Origin of the sequence: Hymenobacter siberiensis (assembly GCF_018967865.2) — a bacterium.
GTDB classification, from domain to species: domain Bacteria; phylum Bacteroidota; class Bacteroidia; order Cytophagales; family Hymenobacteraceae; genus Hymenobacter; species Hymenobacter siberiensis.
Map to the genome: position 1 here is coordinate 2,620,962 of NZ_JAHLZY020000001.1, position 18,325 is coordinate 2,639,286.

General features: G+C 61.8%; 15 protein-coding genes. 5 read left to right on the forward strand and 10 right to left on the reverse strand.

Annotated features, from left to right (window positions below):
* Nucleotides 1-31: 31 nt before the first annotated feature.
* The gene (locus tag KQ659_RS11665; protein ID WP_216688640.1) at nt 32-1,783 is read right to left on the reverse strand and encodes a DUF885 domain-containing protein; all 1,752 of its coding nucleotides are present in this window, start codon (nt 1,781-1,783) and stop codon (nt 32-34) included.
* 238 nt (nt 1,784-2,021) lie between these two features.
* Between KQ659_RS11665 and aspA the strand changes: the two genes are divergently transcribed.
* A complete protein-coding gene (aspA, locus tag KQ659_RS11670; protein ID WP_216688639.1) occupies nt 2,022-3,428 on the forward strand; it encodes an aspartate ammonia-lyase in 1,407 nt (468 codons plus the stop codon).
* A 194-nt stretch (nt 3,429-3,622) separates the two neighbouring features.
* Here the strand turns inward: aspA and KQ659_RS11675 are convergent, their stop codons facing one another.
* Nucleotides 3,623-6,193: an alpha-amylase family glycosyl hydrolase gene (locus KQ659_RS11675; RefSeq protein ID WP_216688638.1), complete on the reverse strand. Its 2,571-nt coding sequence runs from the start codon at nt 6,191-6,193 to the stop codon at nt 3,623-3,625.
* Nucleotides 6,194-6,381: 188 nt separating this feature from the next.
* On the opposite strand from KQ659_RS11675, the gene KQ659_RS11680 reads away from it, so the two are divergent.
* A complete protein-coding gene (locus KQ659_RS11680; protein WP_216688637.1) occupies nt 6,382-7,254 on the forward strand; it encodes an alpha/beta hydrolase in 873 nt (290 codons plus the stop codon).
* A 241-nt stretch (nt 7,255-7,495) separates the two neighbouring features.
* A complete protein-coding gene (locus KQ659_RS11685; protein WP_216688636.1) occupies nt 7,496-9,322 on the forward strand; it encodes an SWIM zinc finger family protein in 1,827 nt (608 codons plus the stop codon).
* Nucleotides 9,323-9,476: 154 nt separating this feature from the next.
* Here the strand turns inward: KQ659_RS11685 and KQ659_RS11690 are convergent, their stop codons facing one another.
* A complete protein-coding gene (locus tag KQ659_RS11690; protein ID WP_216688635.1) occupies nt 9,477-10,202 on the reverse strand; it encodes a Bax inhibitor-1/YccA family protein in 726 nt (241 codons plus the stop codon).
* Between the two features lie 105 nt (nt 10,203-10,307).
* Here KQ659_RS11690 and KQ659_RS11695 point away from each other — a divergent pair, with 105 nt between their 5' ends.
* On the forward strand, nt 10,308-11,780 hold the full coding sequence (locus KQ659_RS11695; protein ID WP_226929951.1) for a DNA/RNA non-specific endonuclease: 1,473 nt from the start codon (nt 10,308-10,310) through the stop codon (nt 11,778-11,780).
* A 48-nt stretch (nt 11,781-11,828) separates the two neighbouring features.
* Here the strand turns inward: KQ659_RS11695 and KQ659_RS11700 are convergent, their stop codons facing one another.
* From KQ659_RS11700 to rsmA, 7 genes are all read right to left on the reverse strand, one after another.
* Entirely contained in the window at nt 11,829-12,503 is a 675-nt protein-coding gene (locus KQ659_RS11700) for an alpha/beta hydrolase family protein (RefSeq protein WP_216688634.1), read from the reverse strand.
* 3 nt (nt 12,504-12,506) lie between these two features.
* A complete protein-coding gene (locus KQ659_RS11705) occupies nt 12,507-12,665 on the reverse strand; it encodes a hypothetical protein (protein WP_216688633.1) in 159 nt (52 codons plus the stop codon).
* A 100-nt stretch (nt 12,666-12,765) separates the two neighbouring features.
* The gene (locus tag KQ659_RS21835) at nt 12,766-13,596 is read right to left on the reverse strand and encodes a nuclease A inhibitor family protein (protein WP_216688632.1); all 831 of its coding nucleotides are present in this window, start codon (nt 13,594-13,596) and stop codon (nt 12,766-12,768) included.
* A gap of 180 nt (nt 13,597-13,776) precedes the next feature.
* On the reverse strand, nt 13,777-14,253 hold the full coding sequence (greA, locus tag KQ659_RS11720; RefSeq protein WP_216688631.1) for a transcription elongation factor GreA: 477 nt from the start codon (nt 14,251-14,253) through the stop codon (nt 13,777-13,779).
* A gap of 101 nt (nt 14,254-14,354) precedes the next feature.
* A complete protein-coding gene (locus tag KQ659_RS11725) occupies nt 14,355-15,320 on the reverse strand; it encodes an NAD(P)-dependent oxidoreductase (protein WP_216688630.1) in 966 nt (321 codons plus the stop codon).
* Nucleotides 15,317-15,736, reverse strand: a complete 420-nt coding sequence (locus KQ659_RS11730; protein WP_216688629.1) for a hypothetical protein — start codon at nt 15,734-15,736, stop codon at nt 15,317-15,319. Before KQ659_RS11730 ends, KQ659_RS11725 begins: the two co-directional genes overlap by 4 nt.
* A 20-nt stretch (nt 15,737-15,756) precedes the next feature.
* Nucleotides 15,757-16,587 (reverse strand): 16S rRNA (adenine(1518)-N(6)/adenine(1519)-N(6))-dimethyltransferase RsmA, encoded by an 831-nt coding sequence (rsmA, locus tag KQ659_RS11735; protein ID WP_216688628.1) that lies wholly within the window; start codon nt 16,585-16,587, stop codon nt 15,757-15,759.
* Nucleotides 16,588-16,792: 205 nt separating this feature from the next.
* On the opposite strand from rsmA, the gene KQ659_RS11740 reads away from it, so the two are divergent.
* On the forward strand, nt 16,793-18,250 hold the full coding sequence (locus KQ659_RS11740; RefSeq protein ID WP_216688627.1) for a leucyl aminopeptidase family protein: 1,458 nt from the start codon (nt 16,793-16,795) through the stop codon (nt 18,248-18,250).
* The last annotated feature ends 75 nt before the right edge of the window (nt 18,251-18,325 follow it).

Below are 18,325 nucleotides of genomic sequence, written 5' to 3' on the forward strand. Positions count from 1 at the left end.
TCGCGTACTATAAGTCCGCGCTACTGCAACGCTATTTGCGCAGCATCAGCTCCCGGATGTATTTCACCGGGGCGCTGCCGTAGCTGAGGAATTTTTCGTTGAATGCCTTCAGGTCAAAGGCTTTGCCTTCTTTCTGCTTCAGCTCTTGGCGCAGGGCGCAGATTTCGGAGTAGCCGGTGAAATAGCTGCTGAGCTGCACCTGGCTGAGGGTGGCGCGCAGCCACTTGCCCCGGGCCTCGGCTTCTTCCTGGAAGCCCTCGCGGCGGAGCATGGCCACCACGGCAGCTTCGCTCATGTTTTCGGCCTGAATGGCGTGGTCGATAACGGCGTTCAGGGTCGAGCGCATGTTCCATTTGTCCCACATCAGCCACATTTCGTCGGAGTTGTTGCCGTAGCCGCTTTCCAGCATCATGCGCTCCGAATACACGGCCCAGCCCTCCACCATCGCCCCGTTGCCAAAAATGCTTTTCACCAGCGAGGGCGAGCGGTTGGCGTACACGAGCTGCGTGTAGTGGCCTGGAATAGCTTCGTGAATATTGAGAATCTGGAGGGTGTAGTCGTTGTATTCGCGCAGGTAGCTCTCGGCCTGGGCGGGCGTCCACTCGGCGGGCAGGGGCTCCACGTTGTAGTAGGTATTCGCGCCCTTGTCGTAGGGGCCGGGGGCCGATACGCTGGCGCCCGCGCCGCTGCCGCGCATGTAGAGCGGAGTTTCGCGCACCACAAGGGGCTTGCTGGGGTCCTGGGTCAATAATTTATGCTCGTTCACGAAGGCCACGAGGGTCGGAATCTGGCGCTTCACGGCATCCACGAAACCGTCGCGCGGGGCGTGCTTCAGGGTGAGCTGGTTGATGACGGCCGTGATGAGGGCCAGGGTATCGGCCGGGGCTTTCTGGCCGGGGAAATACTTGGGGTAGAGCCGGGCGGCGCGGTGGCCCATGTCGTGCAGCAGCTCGGCCTTGTGCTTCAGGGCCTGCTCATATACTTCGGCGGCGGTGAAGCGCGACTGGATGTCGTAGGCAAATTTCTGGTCGAACAGCTCCTTGCCGATGCGGAACGGGCGGAACGAGCCCTTGGTCAGCACGTCGTTTTTGAGGAAATCCATGTAGCCCTGCATGGCCTTGCTGGCGGCGGCCACGCGGTCGGTCAGTGTCTTTTTTTCGGTTTCGGTCAGGCTTGATTTCCGCACCGAATCGGCCAGCGCGGAACCGAAAACGGCCAGGCCGCCCGCGTTTTGCTTGATGCCCAATTGCGTATGCTCCTTCGTCGGGTTGCTGATGTTGGCGCGGGCGGCGGCATAGAACTCGGCCGCGTGGCTGATTTTATCTGAAATGTTGCGCAGGCGGCGGTTGAGCGGGAAATAACGGCCATTGAGCAGGTCACCCACCGAGGCCCCTAGGTTGTAGGTGGCCGGGTTCCACTGCCAGTTTTTGAGGGTGTCGGCGTACCAGCGCTCGGCGCGCAGCTCGTTGCGGAGCAGGCGCAGGTCAATCTGATTGTTGGGCGAGAGGCTATCGAGGGTGAATTTGCCCAGCGCCGCCAGGTTATTCTGGGCGAACGCAGCATCGGCCTGCCGCTGGGCGGCGTTGGGGATGAGCAGCAGCGAGTCATATTTATGGTAGCCCATGCCGGAGGCATAATCCGGATTCTGCTTCCACAGGGCTTCGATAAACTGGCCTTTGAAAGCATCGAAACGGGCATCGGGGCCGGTGGCGGTGGCCGATTTATCGGCCTGGGAACAACTGGCGAGGGCCAGGGCCAGGATGGGCAGGTAGCGGAATTTCATGGGTGGGGTTTGAACGATGAAAAAAGACCGTCATGCAGAGCGCAGCGAAGCATCTTTACCTCAATAGTAATTAGCACGAATGTAACGAAGCGGTAAAGATGCTTCGCTGCGCTCTGCATGACGTGCGACAAACCCACACACACGCAAAAAACCGCCACGTTGCAATGCGCCGCCGTAGGTTTGTCCCGCCATCCGGCCATTCCATACCAGGTCCATCGTCCCACCCCAAAATTCCCACATGTCCAATTCCCGCATCGAACACGACTTCCTCGGCGAACGCAGCCTGCCCGACACCGCCTACTACGGCATCCAAACCCTGCGTGCGCTCGAAAACTTCGACATCACTGGCATTCCCATCAAGAACGAGCCGCTATTCGTGCAGGCCCTGGCATACGTGAAAAAAGGCGCGGCCTTGGCCAACAAAGAGCTCGGCGTACTGCCCGCCAACATTGCCGATGCCATTGCCGCCGCCTGTGACCGCGTGGCCACCGGCGAGTTCGACAACCAGTTCCTGACCGACATGATTCAGGGCGGCGCGGGCACCTCGGTGAACATGAACGCCAACGAAGTCATTGCGAATGTCGCGTTGGAAATCATGGGCCACGCCAAGGGCGAGTACCAGTTCTGCCACCCCAACAACCACGTCAACTGCTCGCAAAGCACCAACGACGCCTACCCCACCGCCTTCCGCATCGCCCTCAACAACAAGCTGGTGGGCTACCGCGAAACCCTGAAAATACTGGCCGATGCCTTCGCCCAGAAGGGCGAGGAATTTCGCGACATCCTCAAAATGGGCCGAACCCAGCTCCAGGACGCCGTGCCGATGAGCATGGGCGACGAGTTCCGCGCCTTCGCCACCAACCTGCGCGAAGAGCTGCTGCGCATCGACGACTCCCGCCGGCTGATTGACGAAATCAACATGGGGGCCACCGCCATCGGCTCACGCATCAACGCCCCCACCGGCTACCCCGAACTAGTGACCGAGCACCTGCGCACCATCACCGGCCTAAACCTGAGCCTGGCCGGCGACTTGTTTGAGGCAACTTACGACACGGGCGCATATGTGCAGCTCTCCGGCGTGCTGAAGCGCACGGCCGTGAAGCTCTCCAAAATCTGCAACGACTTGCGCCTGCTCTCGTCCGGCCCACGCACGGGCTTCAACGAAATCAACCTCCCCGCCTTGCAGCCAGGCTCCAGCATCATGCCCGGCAAGGTGAACCCGGTGGTGCCCGAAGTGGTGAACCAAACCGCGTTCTACGTCATCGGGGCCGACCTCACGGTGACTATGGCCGCCGAGGCCGGTCAGCTCCAACTCAATGTTATGGAGCCGGTTATCAGCTTCGCGCTGTTCACCTCGATTTCTTACATGACTAACGCCTGCCGCACCCTGCGCGACAAATGCGTCATCGGCATCACGGCCAACAAGGCCCACGCGGAGAACCTAGTGCGCAACAGCATCGGCATCGTGACGCAGCTCAACCCGGTCATCGGCTACGAGGCTTCAGCCGAGATTGCCAAAGAAGCCTTGAAAACCGGCAAGTCGGTGCACGACATCGCCGTGACCGAACGCGGATTATTGACCCAGGAGAAATGGGACGAGATTTTCACGTTTGAGAATCTGATTCGACCGGTGTTTATGAAGTAGAGACGCATAATTGCGTCTCGTCGTTGAACATCAATAAATAAGAACGTCATGCCTATCTGGCGTCCGCGCAGTCGAAGCATCTCGCGTGCAATGGTAATTCTTTCGTCAAACGATTGATTTACTACCACACGCGAGATGCTTCGACTGCGCGGACGCCAGATAGGCATGACGTTCTTTTGGGTTCTCCGCCGCGCTTACCGCTCCACCACCAGCCGCTGCATAGCAACGGCAGTGCCCGATTGCACTCGCACGAAATAAGTACCCGCAGCCCAGCCACTGGTTTCCAGCGCGTAGCTACTGCCGCTGAAGCTGCGCTTTTGCAGTAGCCGGCCGGTGAGGTCGAATACCTGCAGCTGGCTTTGGACGGCCGGGGCGACTGCCAAGGCCAGGCGCACCGCGCCGGCCGTGGGGTTCGGGTAGAGCGTTACGGCGAAGGCGGGCTGGGCGCTGGCCGTGCCGGTGGCCGTGGTGGAGCGCAGGCGCAGTACCCAGGTCTGATTAGCGGCCAGGGCCGGCAGCGTCGTGGTAAAGCTGCTGAAACCGCCCTGGGCGTTCACCGTGACGGTGCCGGCGGCCAGGCCGCTGTACAGTTCGGTTACCTGGTAGGTGCCGGGGGCAAGCGTGGACATAGTGAGCGAAAGCGTGGAGCTGGTTACCGCCGTGCTGCCCAGGTTGGCGGCAATCAGCGTGGCTTCCTGATTGAAAACGCGGGCGTAGGCCAGTACTGACGCGGCCGACGAGATGGCGGGCAGGTAGTAGCCCTTGCGCAGGGTTTCGTTGGCCGTGCGCAGGCCAATGAGCTTCTTGTAGTGACTGAGTAGCGAGTTGGCATCAGCCTGCTCTGTGGCTACGTTGTAGGTGCTGTAGTTGGAGTTGATGGTACGCCAGGGCGTGCCGGCGGTGAAGCCCGACTGGATGCCGGCCGACCACTGCATGGGGCGGCGCTTGTCCTCGTCGGGACCGGTGCCGGCCATGCCCACTTCCTCACCGTAATAGAGGAAGGGCACGCCGGGCATGGTGAGGTAGAGCGCGGCCGCCTGCTTCATGCGGGCCACGTTGCTGCCCAAGCCGTCGAACACGCGGTTCTGGTCATGATTGGTGAGGAAGGTGGCGTACTGCAGGCGCGGGTAGAGGCTGGTGACGACGTTGAGCTGGGTGCGCAGCGCGTTGGGGTTGCCCTGGCTCACGGCCCCGATAATGCTGCTGGCCAAGTCGAATTCAAAACAAAGGTCGAGCCGGCGATTGCTGACGTAGGGTATCACGGCGCTGGTGTTGGTCCAGGCCTCGCCCACCGATAGCGCGGCGGGGTTCACGGCCTTCAGCGAGTCGTGAAACTCTCCCAGAATACCAAGGGTTTCGGGCGTATCGGCCGTGTTACTGCCGGTTTCCACCAGGTAGCGCACGGCATCGAGCCGGAAGCCGTCCACGCCCTTGCGCAGCCAGAACCGGTCGGCGTCCCACATGGCAGCCTTCAGCTGCGGGTTGCGCCAGTTCAAATCGGGCATGCCTTCCCAAAATGCGCCGTAGAAATAATTGCCGTTGCGCGGGTGCCAGCCGCTGCCGCCAAATGGCCCGTAGCCCAAGTCGGTGGGCGACCACAAATACCAGTTGCGGTAGGGGCTGGTGGTGCTGGCCGCCGCCTGCGTGAACCACGGATGCTGGCTGGACGAGTGGTTAAGCACCATGTCTAATATCACCTTGATGCCGCGCCGGTGGGCGGCGGCCAGGAAGGCATCGAAGTCGACCATGGTACCGTAATCGGGCTCCACGGCCTTGTAGTCGCTAATGTCGTAGCCGTGGTAGCTGGGCGAATCCATGATGGGCATCAGCCAGAGGCCGGTCACGCCCAGGTCGGTGGTGGTGGCGGGGTTGCCATCGTTGAGGTAGTCGAGTTTCTGGGTAAGGCCGGCGAAGTCGCCCTTGCCGTCGCCGTTGCTGTCATAAAAGCTGCGCACGAAGACTTCGTAGAACACGGCATCGTTCCACCAATACGTGGGATAATTGGTGAGCGTGGCCCCATTGCAGGCCGCGCAGGTGCCGAAGCAGTAGCTGGGCGTGGTGTTCACGGCGGCCGTGGCGCTCACCACGCGGGTGAGGGTGCCGGTGGCATCGGCGGTGCCGCAGGCGGCGGGCACGGTTTCGGCCCCGGCCAGGGTGTTGCCGTTCACGAAGCGGTACTGGAACATGCCAGGGGCCGGCAGCGAAATCGTCACCTCATAAATGCCGTCGTTGTTATCATCGGTCAGCGGCAGCGCGGTGGCGTCGTTATTCGCGCCGTAGCCGGCCAGGGCCTGGAAGTTGCCCACAACGTGCACGCCGGTGCGGGCCACAGTCTGGCCGGTCATGTCCACGACAAAGCGCAGCTGCGGGGCGCAGTCGGCGAAGGCCACGATGGGCAGGCGCACGGCCGAGCCGCCCACCACTACCTGCCGGTTCACGTTGCCGCCGCCGTCGGTGATGCCGCAGGTGGCGGGCACCAATTCGGAAACGCCCCAGGCGTTGCCGTTCACGAATTTGTAGAGGTAGATACCGGGTGGCACATTAACGGTGGCTTCCCAGACGTGGTCGCCGTCGGGGTCGGTCAGGGCGGTGGTAGCGGGGTTCCAGTCGGCCGGAAAGCCGGCAGCGGCCTGGAAATTACCGGCTACGTGCACGCCACCAGCGGGCACAGCCGTGGTGCCCATGTCAACCCGAAAGGTGAGCTGATTCGCCTGGGCGCTACCCATACCGACCAGCAGGGCAATAAGTAGTAAGCGGAATTTCATTATGCTATTTGCTAAAAATCGAGGGGTAAAGTTACGCCCGCTGATGAGTGCCCGTTATGCCGAGCGCAGCTGAGGCATTGCGCATGCGGTAGTAATCATTTTAGCCAACGATTGAATTACTATTGCAAGCGAGATGCCTCGCCTGCGCGCGGCATGACGTTCCTTTTTTCCCTTCATCCACTCCACCCATGCGTTCCCTCCTAATGGCCCTGCTCCTGCTGGCCACCGCCACTGCGGCCCGCGCCGCTCGCGTCGATACCCTGGATATTCCGAGTGCGGCCATGCACAAAACCTACCGGGCCGCCGTGGTGCTCCCGGCTTCCTACGCGAAGAATAAAAAGGCGAATTACCCGGTACTCTACCTGCTGCACGGGGCATGGGGCCATTTTGGCGACTGGCTGAACAAGACACCCGACAAGCAGCTGCTGCACCGCCTGGCCGACCAGTACAACCTGATTATCGTGAACCCCGAGGGCGAAACCTTCAGCTTCTACCTCAACAGTCCCGTGAGCCCCGATAGCCAGTTCGAAACCTACCTGACCCAGGAAGTCATCTCGAAAATCGACCAGACCTACCGCACCGTGGCCAACCGCAAGGGCCGCGTCATCGCCGGCCTGAGCATGGGCGGGCACGGCGCACTCTTCCTCTCGGCCCGCCACCCCGACCTGTATTGCGCCGCCGGCAGCATGAGCGGCACCCTCGACCTGCGCACCTGGAACCGCAAGCTGGCACCCGCCGAGGCCGCCGACCGCGCCAGGCTCTGGGCCCCCATCCTCGGCTCCGAAGCCGATAATCCCGAGCGGTTCACCGACAATTCAGTGCTGACCCTGGTCGAACAAATGCACCGCAACGGCCTGCCCCTCATCATCGATTGCGGAGTAGATGATGGCCTCATCGACATCAACCGCGAGCTGCACCGCCGCCTCGTGTACAACCATACCCCGCACGACTACACCGAGCGCCCCGGGGCCCACACCTGGGAATACTGGCAGACCGCGCTGCCCTACCAGGTGCTATTTTTGCAGCAGGTACTGAAAGCCAATGGAGCAGCCGTTGAGTAGCTGCTGGTTGAAGCTATTTAGAGAGTCAGTCTGCCGATGTAGCGACGCATCCTTGCGTTTCGTCGTTGAACAATAACGGCGGGTTTCATTCAGCGACGAGACGCAAGGATGCGTCGCTACGCTGTTTTGCAAATAGCCACAACCAGCAACCATGACGCTTGCTACACTGGCAACTGCGTAATAGCAGTGCCACCCCGCCAAGCTAATTTTGCGACCCTCACGACCCAGCCACGCCCCTGCCATGTTTACCCGTCAATCCCTACGCCAGCTGGCCAACGCCACCAGCTACACCCGCGGCCAGAGCTATTACAACAACGGCTCCGTAACCAAGCTGCGCCGCGAGGGCGATACCTTCCACGCCGTGGTGCAGGGCAGCCGCAGCTACCGCGTGACGCTGCGCCTGGCCCCGGCCGGACCGGAATGTACCTGCACCTGCCCTTACGATTGGGACGGCATCTGCAAGCACAGCGTGGCCCTGGGCCTGGCCGTGCTCGACGGCTACCAGGCCACGGACCTGCAGCCCGCCCCGCCCGCGCTAGCGCCGGCTGCGGCGAGCGAGCTGGCCACCGAGGTGAAAGCCGCCTGGGCCGAACGCAAGAAGGGCGACAAGCTACGCTTCCTCAAGCAGGCCCTGGCCAAGAGCGACGACCTGGCCCGGCAGTTTCTGGGCTACGGCCGCCAGCCCGTAGCCGCGTCCGACGAGGACCTGCTCGCCGACCTGCCCGCCCGCCTCACCGAGACGTTGGAAACGCTGGAATTCGACGAGGAGCTGTGGGAAAACAGCGAGAGCTACTACGAGGACGATGAAGGCGAAGGCCTGCAGGAAGCCGCCGATGAACTGCTGCGCGAAACGCTGGCTCCCTTCGTGACCGAGCTGCTGCGGGTGGCCCGCGCCGGCCAGCTCACCACCGCCCTGCGCTACTGGACCACGGCCAATGTCGCCATCTACCAGCTTGATGAGCCGGCCAGCGACGACTACGGCACCTTCGGCCACTACGGCACCGACGTGCTGCGGCGCTGGTACGACGACCTGGCCACTGCCGGCTGGCCCACCGTGCTGCTGGCAGCCGTGCTGCCCCCCGCCGAGCTCAAAGCCGCCCTGAAGTGGCTGGGTCAGCACCTAGCCAACCCCGCCGATACCTGGGACGGTTTCGAGGACAGCTGGCGGCCCCTGCTGCTGACCCTGGCCGCCGACCCCGCCGCCGCGCCCCTGCTTAATGAGGCGCTAGCCAAAGCCCTGCTGAGCCCCGACACCCGCGCCCACCTGCACCTCCAGCTGGCCCGCACCCTGCCCAACGACGCTGCCTGGGCCCAGGCCGCCGAAACCCTGCTACCCACCGACCCCGCCGTGGCCCAGCAGCTGCTCCACTTTTACCTTACCCAGGCCGACCGGCCCCGGCTGCTGCGCGCCGCCACCACGGCCTTCACCACCTGGCCCGACCGTTTCGGCGGCTTCGTGCTGGGCACCTTCACGGCCGCCCAGGCCCCCGACCTGTTCCGGGCCGCCCTGCGCCACCGCGCCCTGGCCAACTCCAGCCGGGAAGATTTTGCCCGCCTGCGACCGTTGCTCACACCGGCCGCCATTCAGGCTTTCGTGCGGGAGGCCGTGGCCGCCGCCCAAAAGCGGCGCGGCAGCGTAGCCTTCGCCGCCGAACTGCTGGCCACCGAAACCGACACTGCCGCCCTGCGCGAGTTCGTGATGGGCCTCGAATGGCTGTTCATCAGCCCCGCTCAGGAGATGGAGACTGCCCTTGCCCTGCTGGCTGCCGCCGACCCCACCGCCCTCATGGTGGCGCTTGAAACCCGCAGCCGCGCCTACCTCAACGGCCACGCCGGAGCCAAGCGCGGCGGCCCGCTCTACGGGGCCATTGGCCGCTGGCTGGCCCTGGCCCACGCCGACGGCCCGCGCCTTATGGAGCCGGCCCTGCGCCTGGCCCAGGAGCTGCGCGAGGAATTCCCCACGCTGAACATGCTCAAAGACGCACTGCGCCAGCAGAAGCTGTTGGTGGATAAGGCGGTGGTAGCCAAAGAGCCTGCCAAGCGCGGCCGCAAGCCAAACCCGAAGTAGCCTGGGGACTGTAAGTCGGCGCCTTGGTATACCGTTGTTATCTAACGCTTTTACAACAGTACAGCTCCTTCCGCGAGCCCACTTCGGTAAGTGGATTTGCAGAAGGAGCCGTTGCGCAAGGGTACTCGCGAACTTCCGAAAGTTGTATTTGCGCCTACCGCCGCCGGCCAAAAATGCGCAGCAAAAACAGGAACAGGTTCACGAAATCGAGGTATAGCGTGAGCGCACCCAGGATGGACGCCTTGTTGCTCGTTTCCTCGCCTTCCGTCACGCCCAGCAGCGCGAACTGCTTCAGCTTTTGGGTATCGTAGGCGGTGAGGGCGGTGAAAATCAGCACCCCGATGAAGGAAGTTACGATTTCCAGCACCGAGTTGTTGAGGAAAATATTAACCACCATGGCAATGACCAGCCCGATAACGGCCATGCTCAGGAGCTTGCCCCAGCCCGACAAATCGGCTTTGGTGAAATAGCCAAAGAGGCTCATCACCCCAAACGTGCCCGCCGTAACGAAGAACGTGGAGGCGATGGACGCGGAAGTGTAGGCCAAAAATACGCAGCTCAGCGTCACGCCATTCAGCACGGCGTAGCCCACGAAAGCGGCCTGCACCTTGCCCAGGCTCCAGTCGAAAATTCGGGCCGAAAGAAAGCCCACGATGACCAGCTCCAGAATAATCAGCCCCATAAACACGAAACGGGTGCCGAAAACGAAGTTTATCAGTTCCGGCGACGTGGAGGCAAACATGGCGATGCCGCCCGTGAGGCCCAGGCCGGCGGCCATCCAGCCATACACCTGCGCAAAAAAGCGGGATTGGATTTCGGCGGCTTCTTCGGCCGAGATTTGAATTTGTCGGGGCTGTGGCGTGAATTGATTGTCTTCCATAAAAAGGATGAGGCAAAAAGGTGGAAAGCTGAATAAGCGAGGCGAAGCTACGCACTGATTTTCCACGAAGCGCGCCGGGGCCGGGCCGGCGCATATCTTCGCCTCATGCACGCTTCCGCTTACCTCACCCTCGCCACATTTGGCCTCCTGGCCTGCTCCCAGCAGCCCCCCGAAACGGCCACTGCCACCCGCGCCCCGCAAGCCTCCACCGCCCAGCAGCCCGCCCCCGCTCCGTTCCCCGAAACCTTCGAGGCCGGCAGCAAGGGCGCGTATGAGGAAGCGGATGAGCCACTGGCTACCGGGGCCTGGCATTTTCAAGACGCCCTCATCGGCAGCAGCCCGCAGGACCATAAATCCGGTGAGCGGGCGGCCCGCCTGCGCAACCTCGGCCGCCTGTCCATGCGTTTCGATGCTGCTGCTGGCGTTCGTCGCATCACTATTTCGGCCGCCGCCTACGGCCAGGACGGCCCCAGCACCTGGGAGCTTTGGGTGAGCCGCGACGGTGGCCGCACTTACGCCCGCACCGGTGCGCCCGTAGTCACGAGCGGCCCGGGCCTTGAGCCGCACGTATTTGCGGGGCTGGCCAATGAGCCGCTGCGTCTGGAAATTCGCAAGACCAGCGGCCCGAAGAACCGGCTCGATATCGACGACATCGTGCTCGAAACCGCCGCTGGCCCCGCTGTGGCCGTGGGTACTGGAGCCACAGGCGGCTACTTCGAAAACCGGAACAACCGTCAAAACTCCGCCTCGCAAAAGGCCACCACCACCACGCAGTACCCGGCCGGCGCTGGTACGGGCACGGCCCAAGACCCCAACGATGGAAACCTAGCCCTCGGCAACCCCAGCGGGGCAACATCCGACCCCGCCAACGCCAGCAACTACCTGCTCGTGCACCCCGAATTCACCATTGGCTACAACGCCCCGCGCGGCATCCCCACCTGGGTAAGCTGGCATATCGATAAGGCCGACCTCGGCCAAGCCCCGCGCCAAAATAACTTCCGCCCCGATGCCGCCCTGCCCCGACAGTTCTACCCGGTGACGCCCGCCAGCTATGCCCGCTCCGGCTTCGACAAAGGCCACAACTGCCCCAGCGGCGACCGCACCGCCGACCTCGACGCCAACTCCAACACCTTCCTGATGACCAACATGGTGCCTCAGGCCCCCAAAAACAACCAGCAAACCTGGGCCCACCTTGAGGAATACGGACGCTCGCAAATCCAGCGCGGCCAGGAAATCTACGTCATCATGGGCAACTACGGGCGCGGCGGCACTGGCAGCAACGGCTTCGTGCAAACCCTGGACCAGGGCCGCGTGACGGTACCGTCCCGCATCTGGAAAGTCATGGTGATTCTACCTGACGGCACCAACGACCTCCAGCGCATCGCCACCGACCCCACGGTCCGCATCCTAGCCATCGACACGCCCAACGACAACAACACCGTAAGCCCCGATTGGAAGCAATACCTCACGTCGGTGGATAAAATCGAAGCCGCCACCGGCCTCGATTTATTGAGTGCCCTGCCCCGCGACGCCCAGGCCCGCCTGCAAAAGCTGGTGGACACCGGCCGGGCCGAATAGCTGTAGCGCGGACTCTACGAGTCTGCGGATGGTATATCCCCTTGCGAACTAAACCCCGCGCCGCTTCCCAGCCAGAAAGCGCGTCACCTCCCGCACGTACTTGTCGCCGTATTCCCCCTCACTCAACTTGTAAAACCCCTCCAGGTGTCCGCCCTCGAAGCAGAGCACCTGTCGCCGCTGCCGCCACCGGGCCTGCCGCGCCACCATTACCGAATCGGCCAGGGGCGTATTTTTGTCCGCAGTGCCTCCTATCAGCAGCCAGGGGCAGTACACGCGGCGCGCTACTTGCGGGTAGTCGGCGGCGGCATCGGGCAGGGTCACCACCTTCTGGCTTCGCTGAAAAATAGCGGCCACCAACTGTTGCAGATTAGCCACGTAGCCCTCGGCAATGAGAAAGTCGCACTTGCTGGTAGCCGCTACCTCCGAGCCCATAATGGTGCCCATCGAAAAGCCGATGATGCCCGTGCGGCTATGCGGATAGCGCTGGCGGGCATCTGCCAGCACGGTGCGCAGGTCGGTGGTGAATTCGAGGTAGTACAACTGCTGCCGGTCGATGGCAAAGTCGCTGCTATGCCCGAAGCCCCGGTAGTCGAACAGATACACGCGGTAGCCGACCTGGCTCAGGGCCCGCGCCTGCCAGAGGAAATACGACATGTTGTTCGAGTCGCCGTAGGCCATGACCATGGTGGTGTGCCGGTCGGGCACGTTGGCGGCAGGTTCCACTATTCAGCCGGTCAGCTGGGCATGGTCGGGCGTGGTGAGGGCGGTGGTCTGATAGGTCAGGCCCCGCGAATCGGGGGTGGCTATCCATTCGGGGCTAGGCTTGAGGGCCCAGACGGCGGACGTCAGCAACAGGAAAAAACTTACCAGTAGAAGGCGGTACATGGTCAGGAAATAGAAAAGGAGCGAAGGGTTGTCGCTACAGACAGCCCTCCGCTCCTATCGTTGCAGCCGGCGCAATAGATGCGAGCTCAACCTGCACCTATCACGTTTCCGTCAGCACCGTTTTGAAGCCGGCCAGGGTGCCGTCCATCATTCGACCCAGGGCATAGGCGTGGATTTGCGGGCCCTTGCCCACGCGGTATACCTGCACACCGTCCATGTCCTGCTTCATAAACATTTGCAGGCTCTTGTAGCGATTTGAAAGCGCTACGTCGTTCAGCACGCCGTCGTCGGCGGTGTGGTTGCGCAGGAACTGGGTCAGCTCCAAGGTTTCTACGTTGGCATCGGCGGGCTCGCCCAGCAGCTTTAGCAACGCGGCGTTGGGGAGTTCGCCGCCCGGCGCGGCGTAGGCCACGGCTTCGAGCGGCGCGTCCGATTCGCTCAGGAAATGCAGGCCGGCCACCTGTTTCTGCAGCTCGGCGGGAACGGCGGCGCTGGCATCGGCCCCAGCAGGTTTAGCTTCGGCCAGGCCGCTGCCGCCTTCCACTTTGACGGCGATGGCGGCGGCCAGCTCCTTCATCCGCTCCTCGGGCACCTTGATTTTAGGGTTGGCGAAGTTCATGTCCGACACCTTATTCATCGGAATGAGGTGAATGTGAGCGTGCGGCACTTCCAGCCCAATCACGGCCACGCCAATGCGCTTGCACGGCACGGCCGCCTGTACCGCCTTGGCCACGCGCTGGGCAAACACGTGCAGCGCCGCCAGCTCATCGGCCGGCATGTCAAAAATATAGTCGACTTCTTTCTTGGGAATCACCAGCGTGTGGCCTTCCACCAGCGGGGTGATGTCAAGAAACGCCAGGTGGCGGCCGTCCTCGGCCACTTTATAGGCCGGCAATTCGCCGGAAACGATGCGGGAGAAAATCGAAGGCATGTATTTTAGCTGTTAGCTGATGGCTTATAGCTGTTAGCTTTTCATTGCCCACGGCTCAAAAACATCTTGAATGAGGGAAAGATAACGCGAATAACGATAAAAGGCCCCTGCATTCCAGCAGAGGCCTTTCATTGAAAAAAAGCTAATAGCTATCAGCTAAACGCTAACAGCTTAAAACAGCTACCGCGAAATCTCCAGAATCTCGAATTGCAGCTTGCCGGCGGGCACGGTGATTTCGGCCGTATCGCCGGCCGATTTGCCCAGCAGGCCCTTGCCAATCGGCGACTTCACCGAGATTTTGCCGGCGGCCAGGTTGGCTTCCTCCTCGGCCACCAGGGTGTAGTCGAGCACCATGTTATTTTTCAGATTTTTCAGCTTTACCTTACTCATAATAAGCACTTTGCTGAAATCCATGTTGGTTTCGTCGATGACGCGGGCATTGCCCAGCACTTCTTCGAGCTTGGAAATTTTGAGCTCCAGCAGGCCTTGGGCATCCTTGGCAGCATCGTATTCGGCATTCTCGCTCAGGTCACCTTTGTCGCGGGCTTCGCGCAGGTCTTCGGCAGCCTTGGCCCGGCCCCGAACTTTGAAGTCCTGGAGGTCATCCTTCAGTTTTTGCAGGCCCTCGGGGGTGTAATAATTGATGGTGGTGGCCATGGGAGTAGATACTTGACGGTTTGGCTAAAAAGCAAGGAGAACGGCTGGCACTGCCAACCGTTCTCCCTTCTTAGGTTCCTGGCAAAGATACGCAAAACGAATTAGCTCCCCGCGTTTGCCCCCAACGCCCCGGCCCGAAAAGCCCGAATTTTCTCCACCAGCACCTCGTTGATGCGGGCGTAGCTCTCGAAGCTCCAGCCGCCCACGTGCGGCGTGAACACCACATTAGGGGCCGTTTTCAGGAAATCGAACGTGGCCTGCTGCGCCGGGCTGAGGGTCTGGAGCTTCTCATTGTCGAGTACATCCAGCGCTGCACCGCGCACCGTGCCCGCCTGCAGCGCGTGCACTAGCGCCCCTTGGTCTACTACTTCGCCCCGGGCGGTATTCATCACCCAGATTGGTTTTTCGAAACCCGCCAGCAGCGCCTCGTTTACAAAATGGTGGTTAGCCGCCGAGTACGGGATGTGCAGGCTAAGCACGTCGGCGCGGGCCTGCAGCTCGGCCAGCGGCACCAGCGTGGCGTGGCCATCAGTGGTCACGGCCGGGTCACTATCATGCGCCAGCACGGTGCAGCCAAACGCCCACAGCCGCTGCGCAAATGCCCGGCCCATGTGCCCATAGCCCAGCAGTCCAATGGTTTTGCCGCCGATTTCGGTGCCCCGGTTGGCCTCGCGCTGCCATACGCCCTGACGCACCTCATAGTCGGCGCGGGCGATATTGCGCAGCAGCGCCAGCAGCAGCCCCACGGCAAACTCGCCCACCGCGTCGCGGTTGCCTTCGGGCGCATTCAGCAGGATTACGCCGGCCGTCGCCATCGCAGCCGTGTCAATATTATCGGTGCCGGCCCCGGCGCGGGCCACGTAGCGCAGCTCCGGGCCGTGGGCCAGTAGCTCGGCTGTCACGCGCAGCTTGCTACGAACCACCAGGCCCTCATAGGGCCGGGCGGCAAGGGCAGCGGGCACCTCGGCGGCGGTGAGCATCGGGCGGTAGTCCATCGCCACGCCGATGCTTTCCAGCATGGCGGGCAGCGAGGGGTGCATTTCGTCAATTACTAAACAGGTGCTCATAGACTTTTTTTGGTCAGATTATCGTCGAATCGCAGCGAATCGTCCCCGCAAATTCTTTTCAGCTCCGTGTCAAACTGCTGCTTCGTGAATGGCCCGCGGATGCCATGCCGCGCTACTTCCCGGTCTTGCGTCGCGGTTATTGGCAAGAGGTAGAACTGTGGATTGGTGCAAACTGCGCGCATAATAATGCACCGTTCATTGTAGCCAGCTTCCACAACCTGACAGTTAATTAGCGCATCAGCCAAACCGGATTTCTCATCTTCAAAATGCAGGTACCAGGCACCAGAATTAGGCTCGACTTCGTCCAGATAATAATGCCCAACCAGATGCCTGGTCCTATATTCATCACCCCAGAAACAGCCGGCCAGGAGCAACAACAGCAGCGGCAGTAGCTTCGTGATTCCCGAAACGTTCATCGTTAAGTCTCTGGCTTGGGTTACTCGGTTACGTCATTAATATCCAAATCCGGCAGGGCCGTGCCCGCAGCCTGATGCTGCGAAACCCGCTGCGTCAGCCCCACAAATTCGGCCACGCCCAACTGCTCGGCGCGCTTGTCAAAAATTGGGTCGGTGGTCGCCTCCGCCGGCATGCCAAAGGGTTTCAGCGCGTTACGCAGCGTCTTGCGGCGCGTCTGGAATGCCTGCTTCACGACCCGGAAAAACAGCTTCTCGTCGCAGTCCAGCTGCAGCGTGCCGTTGCGCGTGAGGCGTACCACGGCCGACTCTACCTTGGGCGGCGGGTTGAAGACGTGCGGCGGCACCGTAAACAGGTATTCAATGGTGTAGAATGCCTGCAAAAGCACGCTCAGGATACCGTAGGTTTTCGAGCCGGGCGGCTCGGCCAGGCGCTGGGCTACTTCCTTCTGAATCATGCCCACCACTTCGCGCACCTGCTGGCGGTTATTGAGCACGGCAAAGAAAATCTGGCTGCTGATGTTGTAGGGAAAGTTACCGATGATAGCCAGCGGCTGGTCCGGGAACATCGTGGCCAGGCTCTGCTTCAGAAAGTCCGTAGCGTAAATGCGGTCGGCCAGCGCCGGGTAATGCACTTTCAGGTAGGCCACCGACTCGGTATCAATCTCCACCACGCTGGTTTGGTAGGCCGGGTTCTGGAGCAGGTACTGCGTGAGCACGCCCATGCCAGGCCCGATTTCGAGGACTTCTTTCACCTCATCGGGCAGTTGCAGTGCGCCCACGATGTTGCGGGCAATATTTGGGTCGGCCAGAAAGTGCTGGCCCAGGTGCTTTTTGGGGCGAACGGTATTCACGAGGTTTGGGCGTAAGGAAATAACAGAACGTCATGCTGAGCGCAGCCGCAGCATCTCTACCACTTCGTTGCATCAGTAATAGTTACTTGCGCGGTAGAGATGCTTCGGCTGCGCTCAGCATGACGTTCCAATTAACAACGCCAAAAAAACCTCGCTACCTAAACAGTACCTTGCGGCCTCAAATCTACGGCCTTCATCCCCGCTTATGTTCTTAGCCCTCGCTCACGCGGCCGCCGCGCCGGCCCAGTCCACGCAGGTTTTCATCCTGCCCACTGGCACCACCACCCTGCCCAAAGCCGCTGCCGGCGACTTGCCCACCGCCGCCCTGCAGTACGTGGAGGCCGCCCTGGCCAACGACCAGAAACTCGTTCACCTCAATCATTTCAGCCATCACCACTACTTCGTGGTGCTCGCCGATAAGCCCACCGCCCCCCAGGTAGCCGAGCAGCTGCGCCGCGCCGGCCACACCCTGCACGGCCAACTGAAAGCCGAAAAAGTCGCTGAGGTTTTCATCGAAAATCTCAGCACCACCGCCAACGCCGCGCTACTACTAGCCGAAGGCCTGGCCCTGACCGCCTATCAGTTCGAGGGCTACAAAACCGACGAGAAGTCGCGCAAAGCTCCCGAATTGAAAGAAGTTTACCTGGTCGATAAATCCGCCACTGCGGCCCAGATTCACGAGCTCGATGGCCTGCTGCAAGGCGTGCTCCTGGCCCGCGACCTCGTCAACGCCCCGCTCAATAAGCTGAACGCCGTGCAGTTTGCCGAGCGCATGGCCCAGGCCGGCGACGAAGCCGGCTACACCACCGACATCCTCGACCTGGCCAAAATTGAAGCCCTGCGTATGGGCGGCCTGCTGGCCGTCAACCTCGGTTCGCCCGAGCCGCCCACGTTCAGCATCCTCGAATACAAGCCCAAAAACGCCCAGAATGAGAAGCCTTATGTCCTCGTCGGCAAAGGCGTGGTGTTCGATACCGGTGGCCTCAGCCTCAAGCCCACGCCCAACAGCATGGACATGATGAAGTGCGACATGGCGGGCGGCGCGGCCGTGGCCGGCACGCTCTTCGCCCTCGCCAAAAACCAGGTGCCATTGTACGTCATCGGCTTGGTGCCCGCCACCGATAACCGCCCCGGCGGCCTCGCCTACGCCCCCGGCGATGTTATCACGATGCACTCCGGCCTCACCGTCGAAGTAAAAAACACCGATGCCGAAGGCCGCCTGCTCCTCGCCGACGCCCTCAGCTTCGCCAAGCGCTACGAGCCCGAGCTGGTTATCGACCTCGCCACCCTCACCGGGGCCGCCGTGCGCGCCCTCGCCACCGAAGCCAGCGCTTCAATGGGCACCGCCGAACCCGCCACCCTGCAAAAGCTCAGCGAAGCCGGCTACGCCGTGCATGAGCGCCTGGTAGAATTCCCCCTCTGGGACGAGTACGCCGACCACATTAAATCCGACATCGCCGACCTCAGCAACCTGGGCAAGGGCGAAGCCGGCCACATTTCGGCCGCCAAGTTCCTGGAGCGCTTCGCCGTCGGCTACCCCTGGATTCACCTCGACATCGCCGGCCCCGCGTACCTGACGGCTGCCGAAAGCTACCGTGGCAAAGGCGGCACCGGCACCGGCGTACGCCTGCTGTATGAGTTCCTGACCAAGCAGCTCGCTTAACAGAACGTCATGCAGAGCGCAGCGAAGCATCTCGCGTGCCACCACTAATTCAATTGATTGAGTCACAATTGCACG

What these genes read in the sequence shown, in the direction of transcription:
- KQ659_RS21835 (WP_216688632.1), bottom strand. Translation starts at nt 13,596, where the DNA reads ATGCCTTCGATTTTCTCCCGCATCGTTTCCGGCGAATTGCCGGCCTAT.
- greA (WP_216688631.1), bottom strand. Translation starts at nt 14,253, where the DNA reads ATGGCCACCACCATCAATTATTACACCCCCGAGGGCCTGCAAAAACTG.
- KQ659_RS11685 (WP_216688636.1), top strand. Translation starts at nt 7,496, where the DNA reads ATGTTTACCCGTCAATCCCTACGCCAGCTGGCCAACGCCACCAGCTAC.
- KQ659_RS11680 (WP_216688637.1), top strand. Translation starts at nt 6,382, where the DNA reads ATGCGTTCCCTCCTAATGGCCCTGCTCCTGCTGGCCACCGCCACTGCG.
- KQ659_RS11665 (WP_216688640.1), bottom strand. Translation starts at nt 1,783, where the DNA reads ATGAAATTCCGCTACCTGCCCATCCTGGCCCTGGCCCTCGCCAGTTGT.
- aspA (WP_216688639.1), top strand. Translation starts at nt 2,022, where the DNA reads ATGTCCAATTCCCGCATCGAACACGACTTCCTCGGCGAACGCAGCCTG.
- KQ659_RS11725 (WP_216688630.1), bottom strand. Translation starts at nt 15,320, where the DNA reads ATGAGCACCTGTTTAGTAATTGACGAAATGCACCCCTCGCTGCCCGCC.
- KQ659_RS11730 (WP_216688629.1), bottom strand. Translation starts at nt 15,736, where the DNA reads ATGAACGTTTCGGGAATCACGAAGCTACTGCCGCTGCTGTTGTTGCTC.
- KQ659_RS11705 (WP_216688633.1), bottom strand. Translation starts at nt 12,665, where the DNA reads ATGTACCGCCTTCTACTGGTAAGTTTTTTCCTGTTGCTGACGTCCGCC.
- KQ659_RS11675 (WP_216688638.1), bottom strand. Translation starts at nt 6,193, where the DNA reads ATGAAATTCCGCTTACTACTTATTGCCCTGCTGGTCGGTATGGGTAGC.
- KQ659_RS11690 (WP_216688635.1), bottom strand. Translation starts at nt 10,202, where the DNA reads ATGGAAGACAATCAATTCACGCCACAGCCCCGACAAATTCAAATCTCG.
- KQ659_RS11740 (WP_216688627.1), top strand. Translation starts at nt 16,793, where the DNA reads ATGTTCTTAGCCCTCGCTCACGCGGCCGCCGCGCCGGCCCAGTCCACG.
- KQ659_RS11695 (WP_226929951.1), top strand. Translation starts at nt 10,308, where the DNA reads ATGCACGCTTCCGCTTACCTCACCCTCGCCACATTTGGCCTCCTGGCC.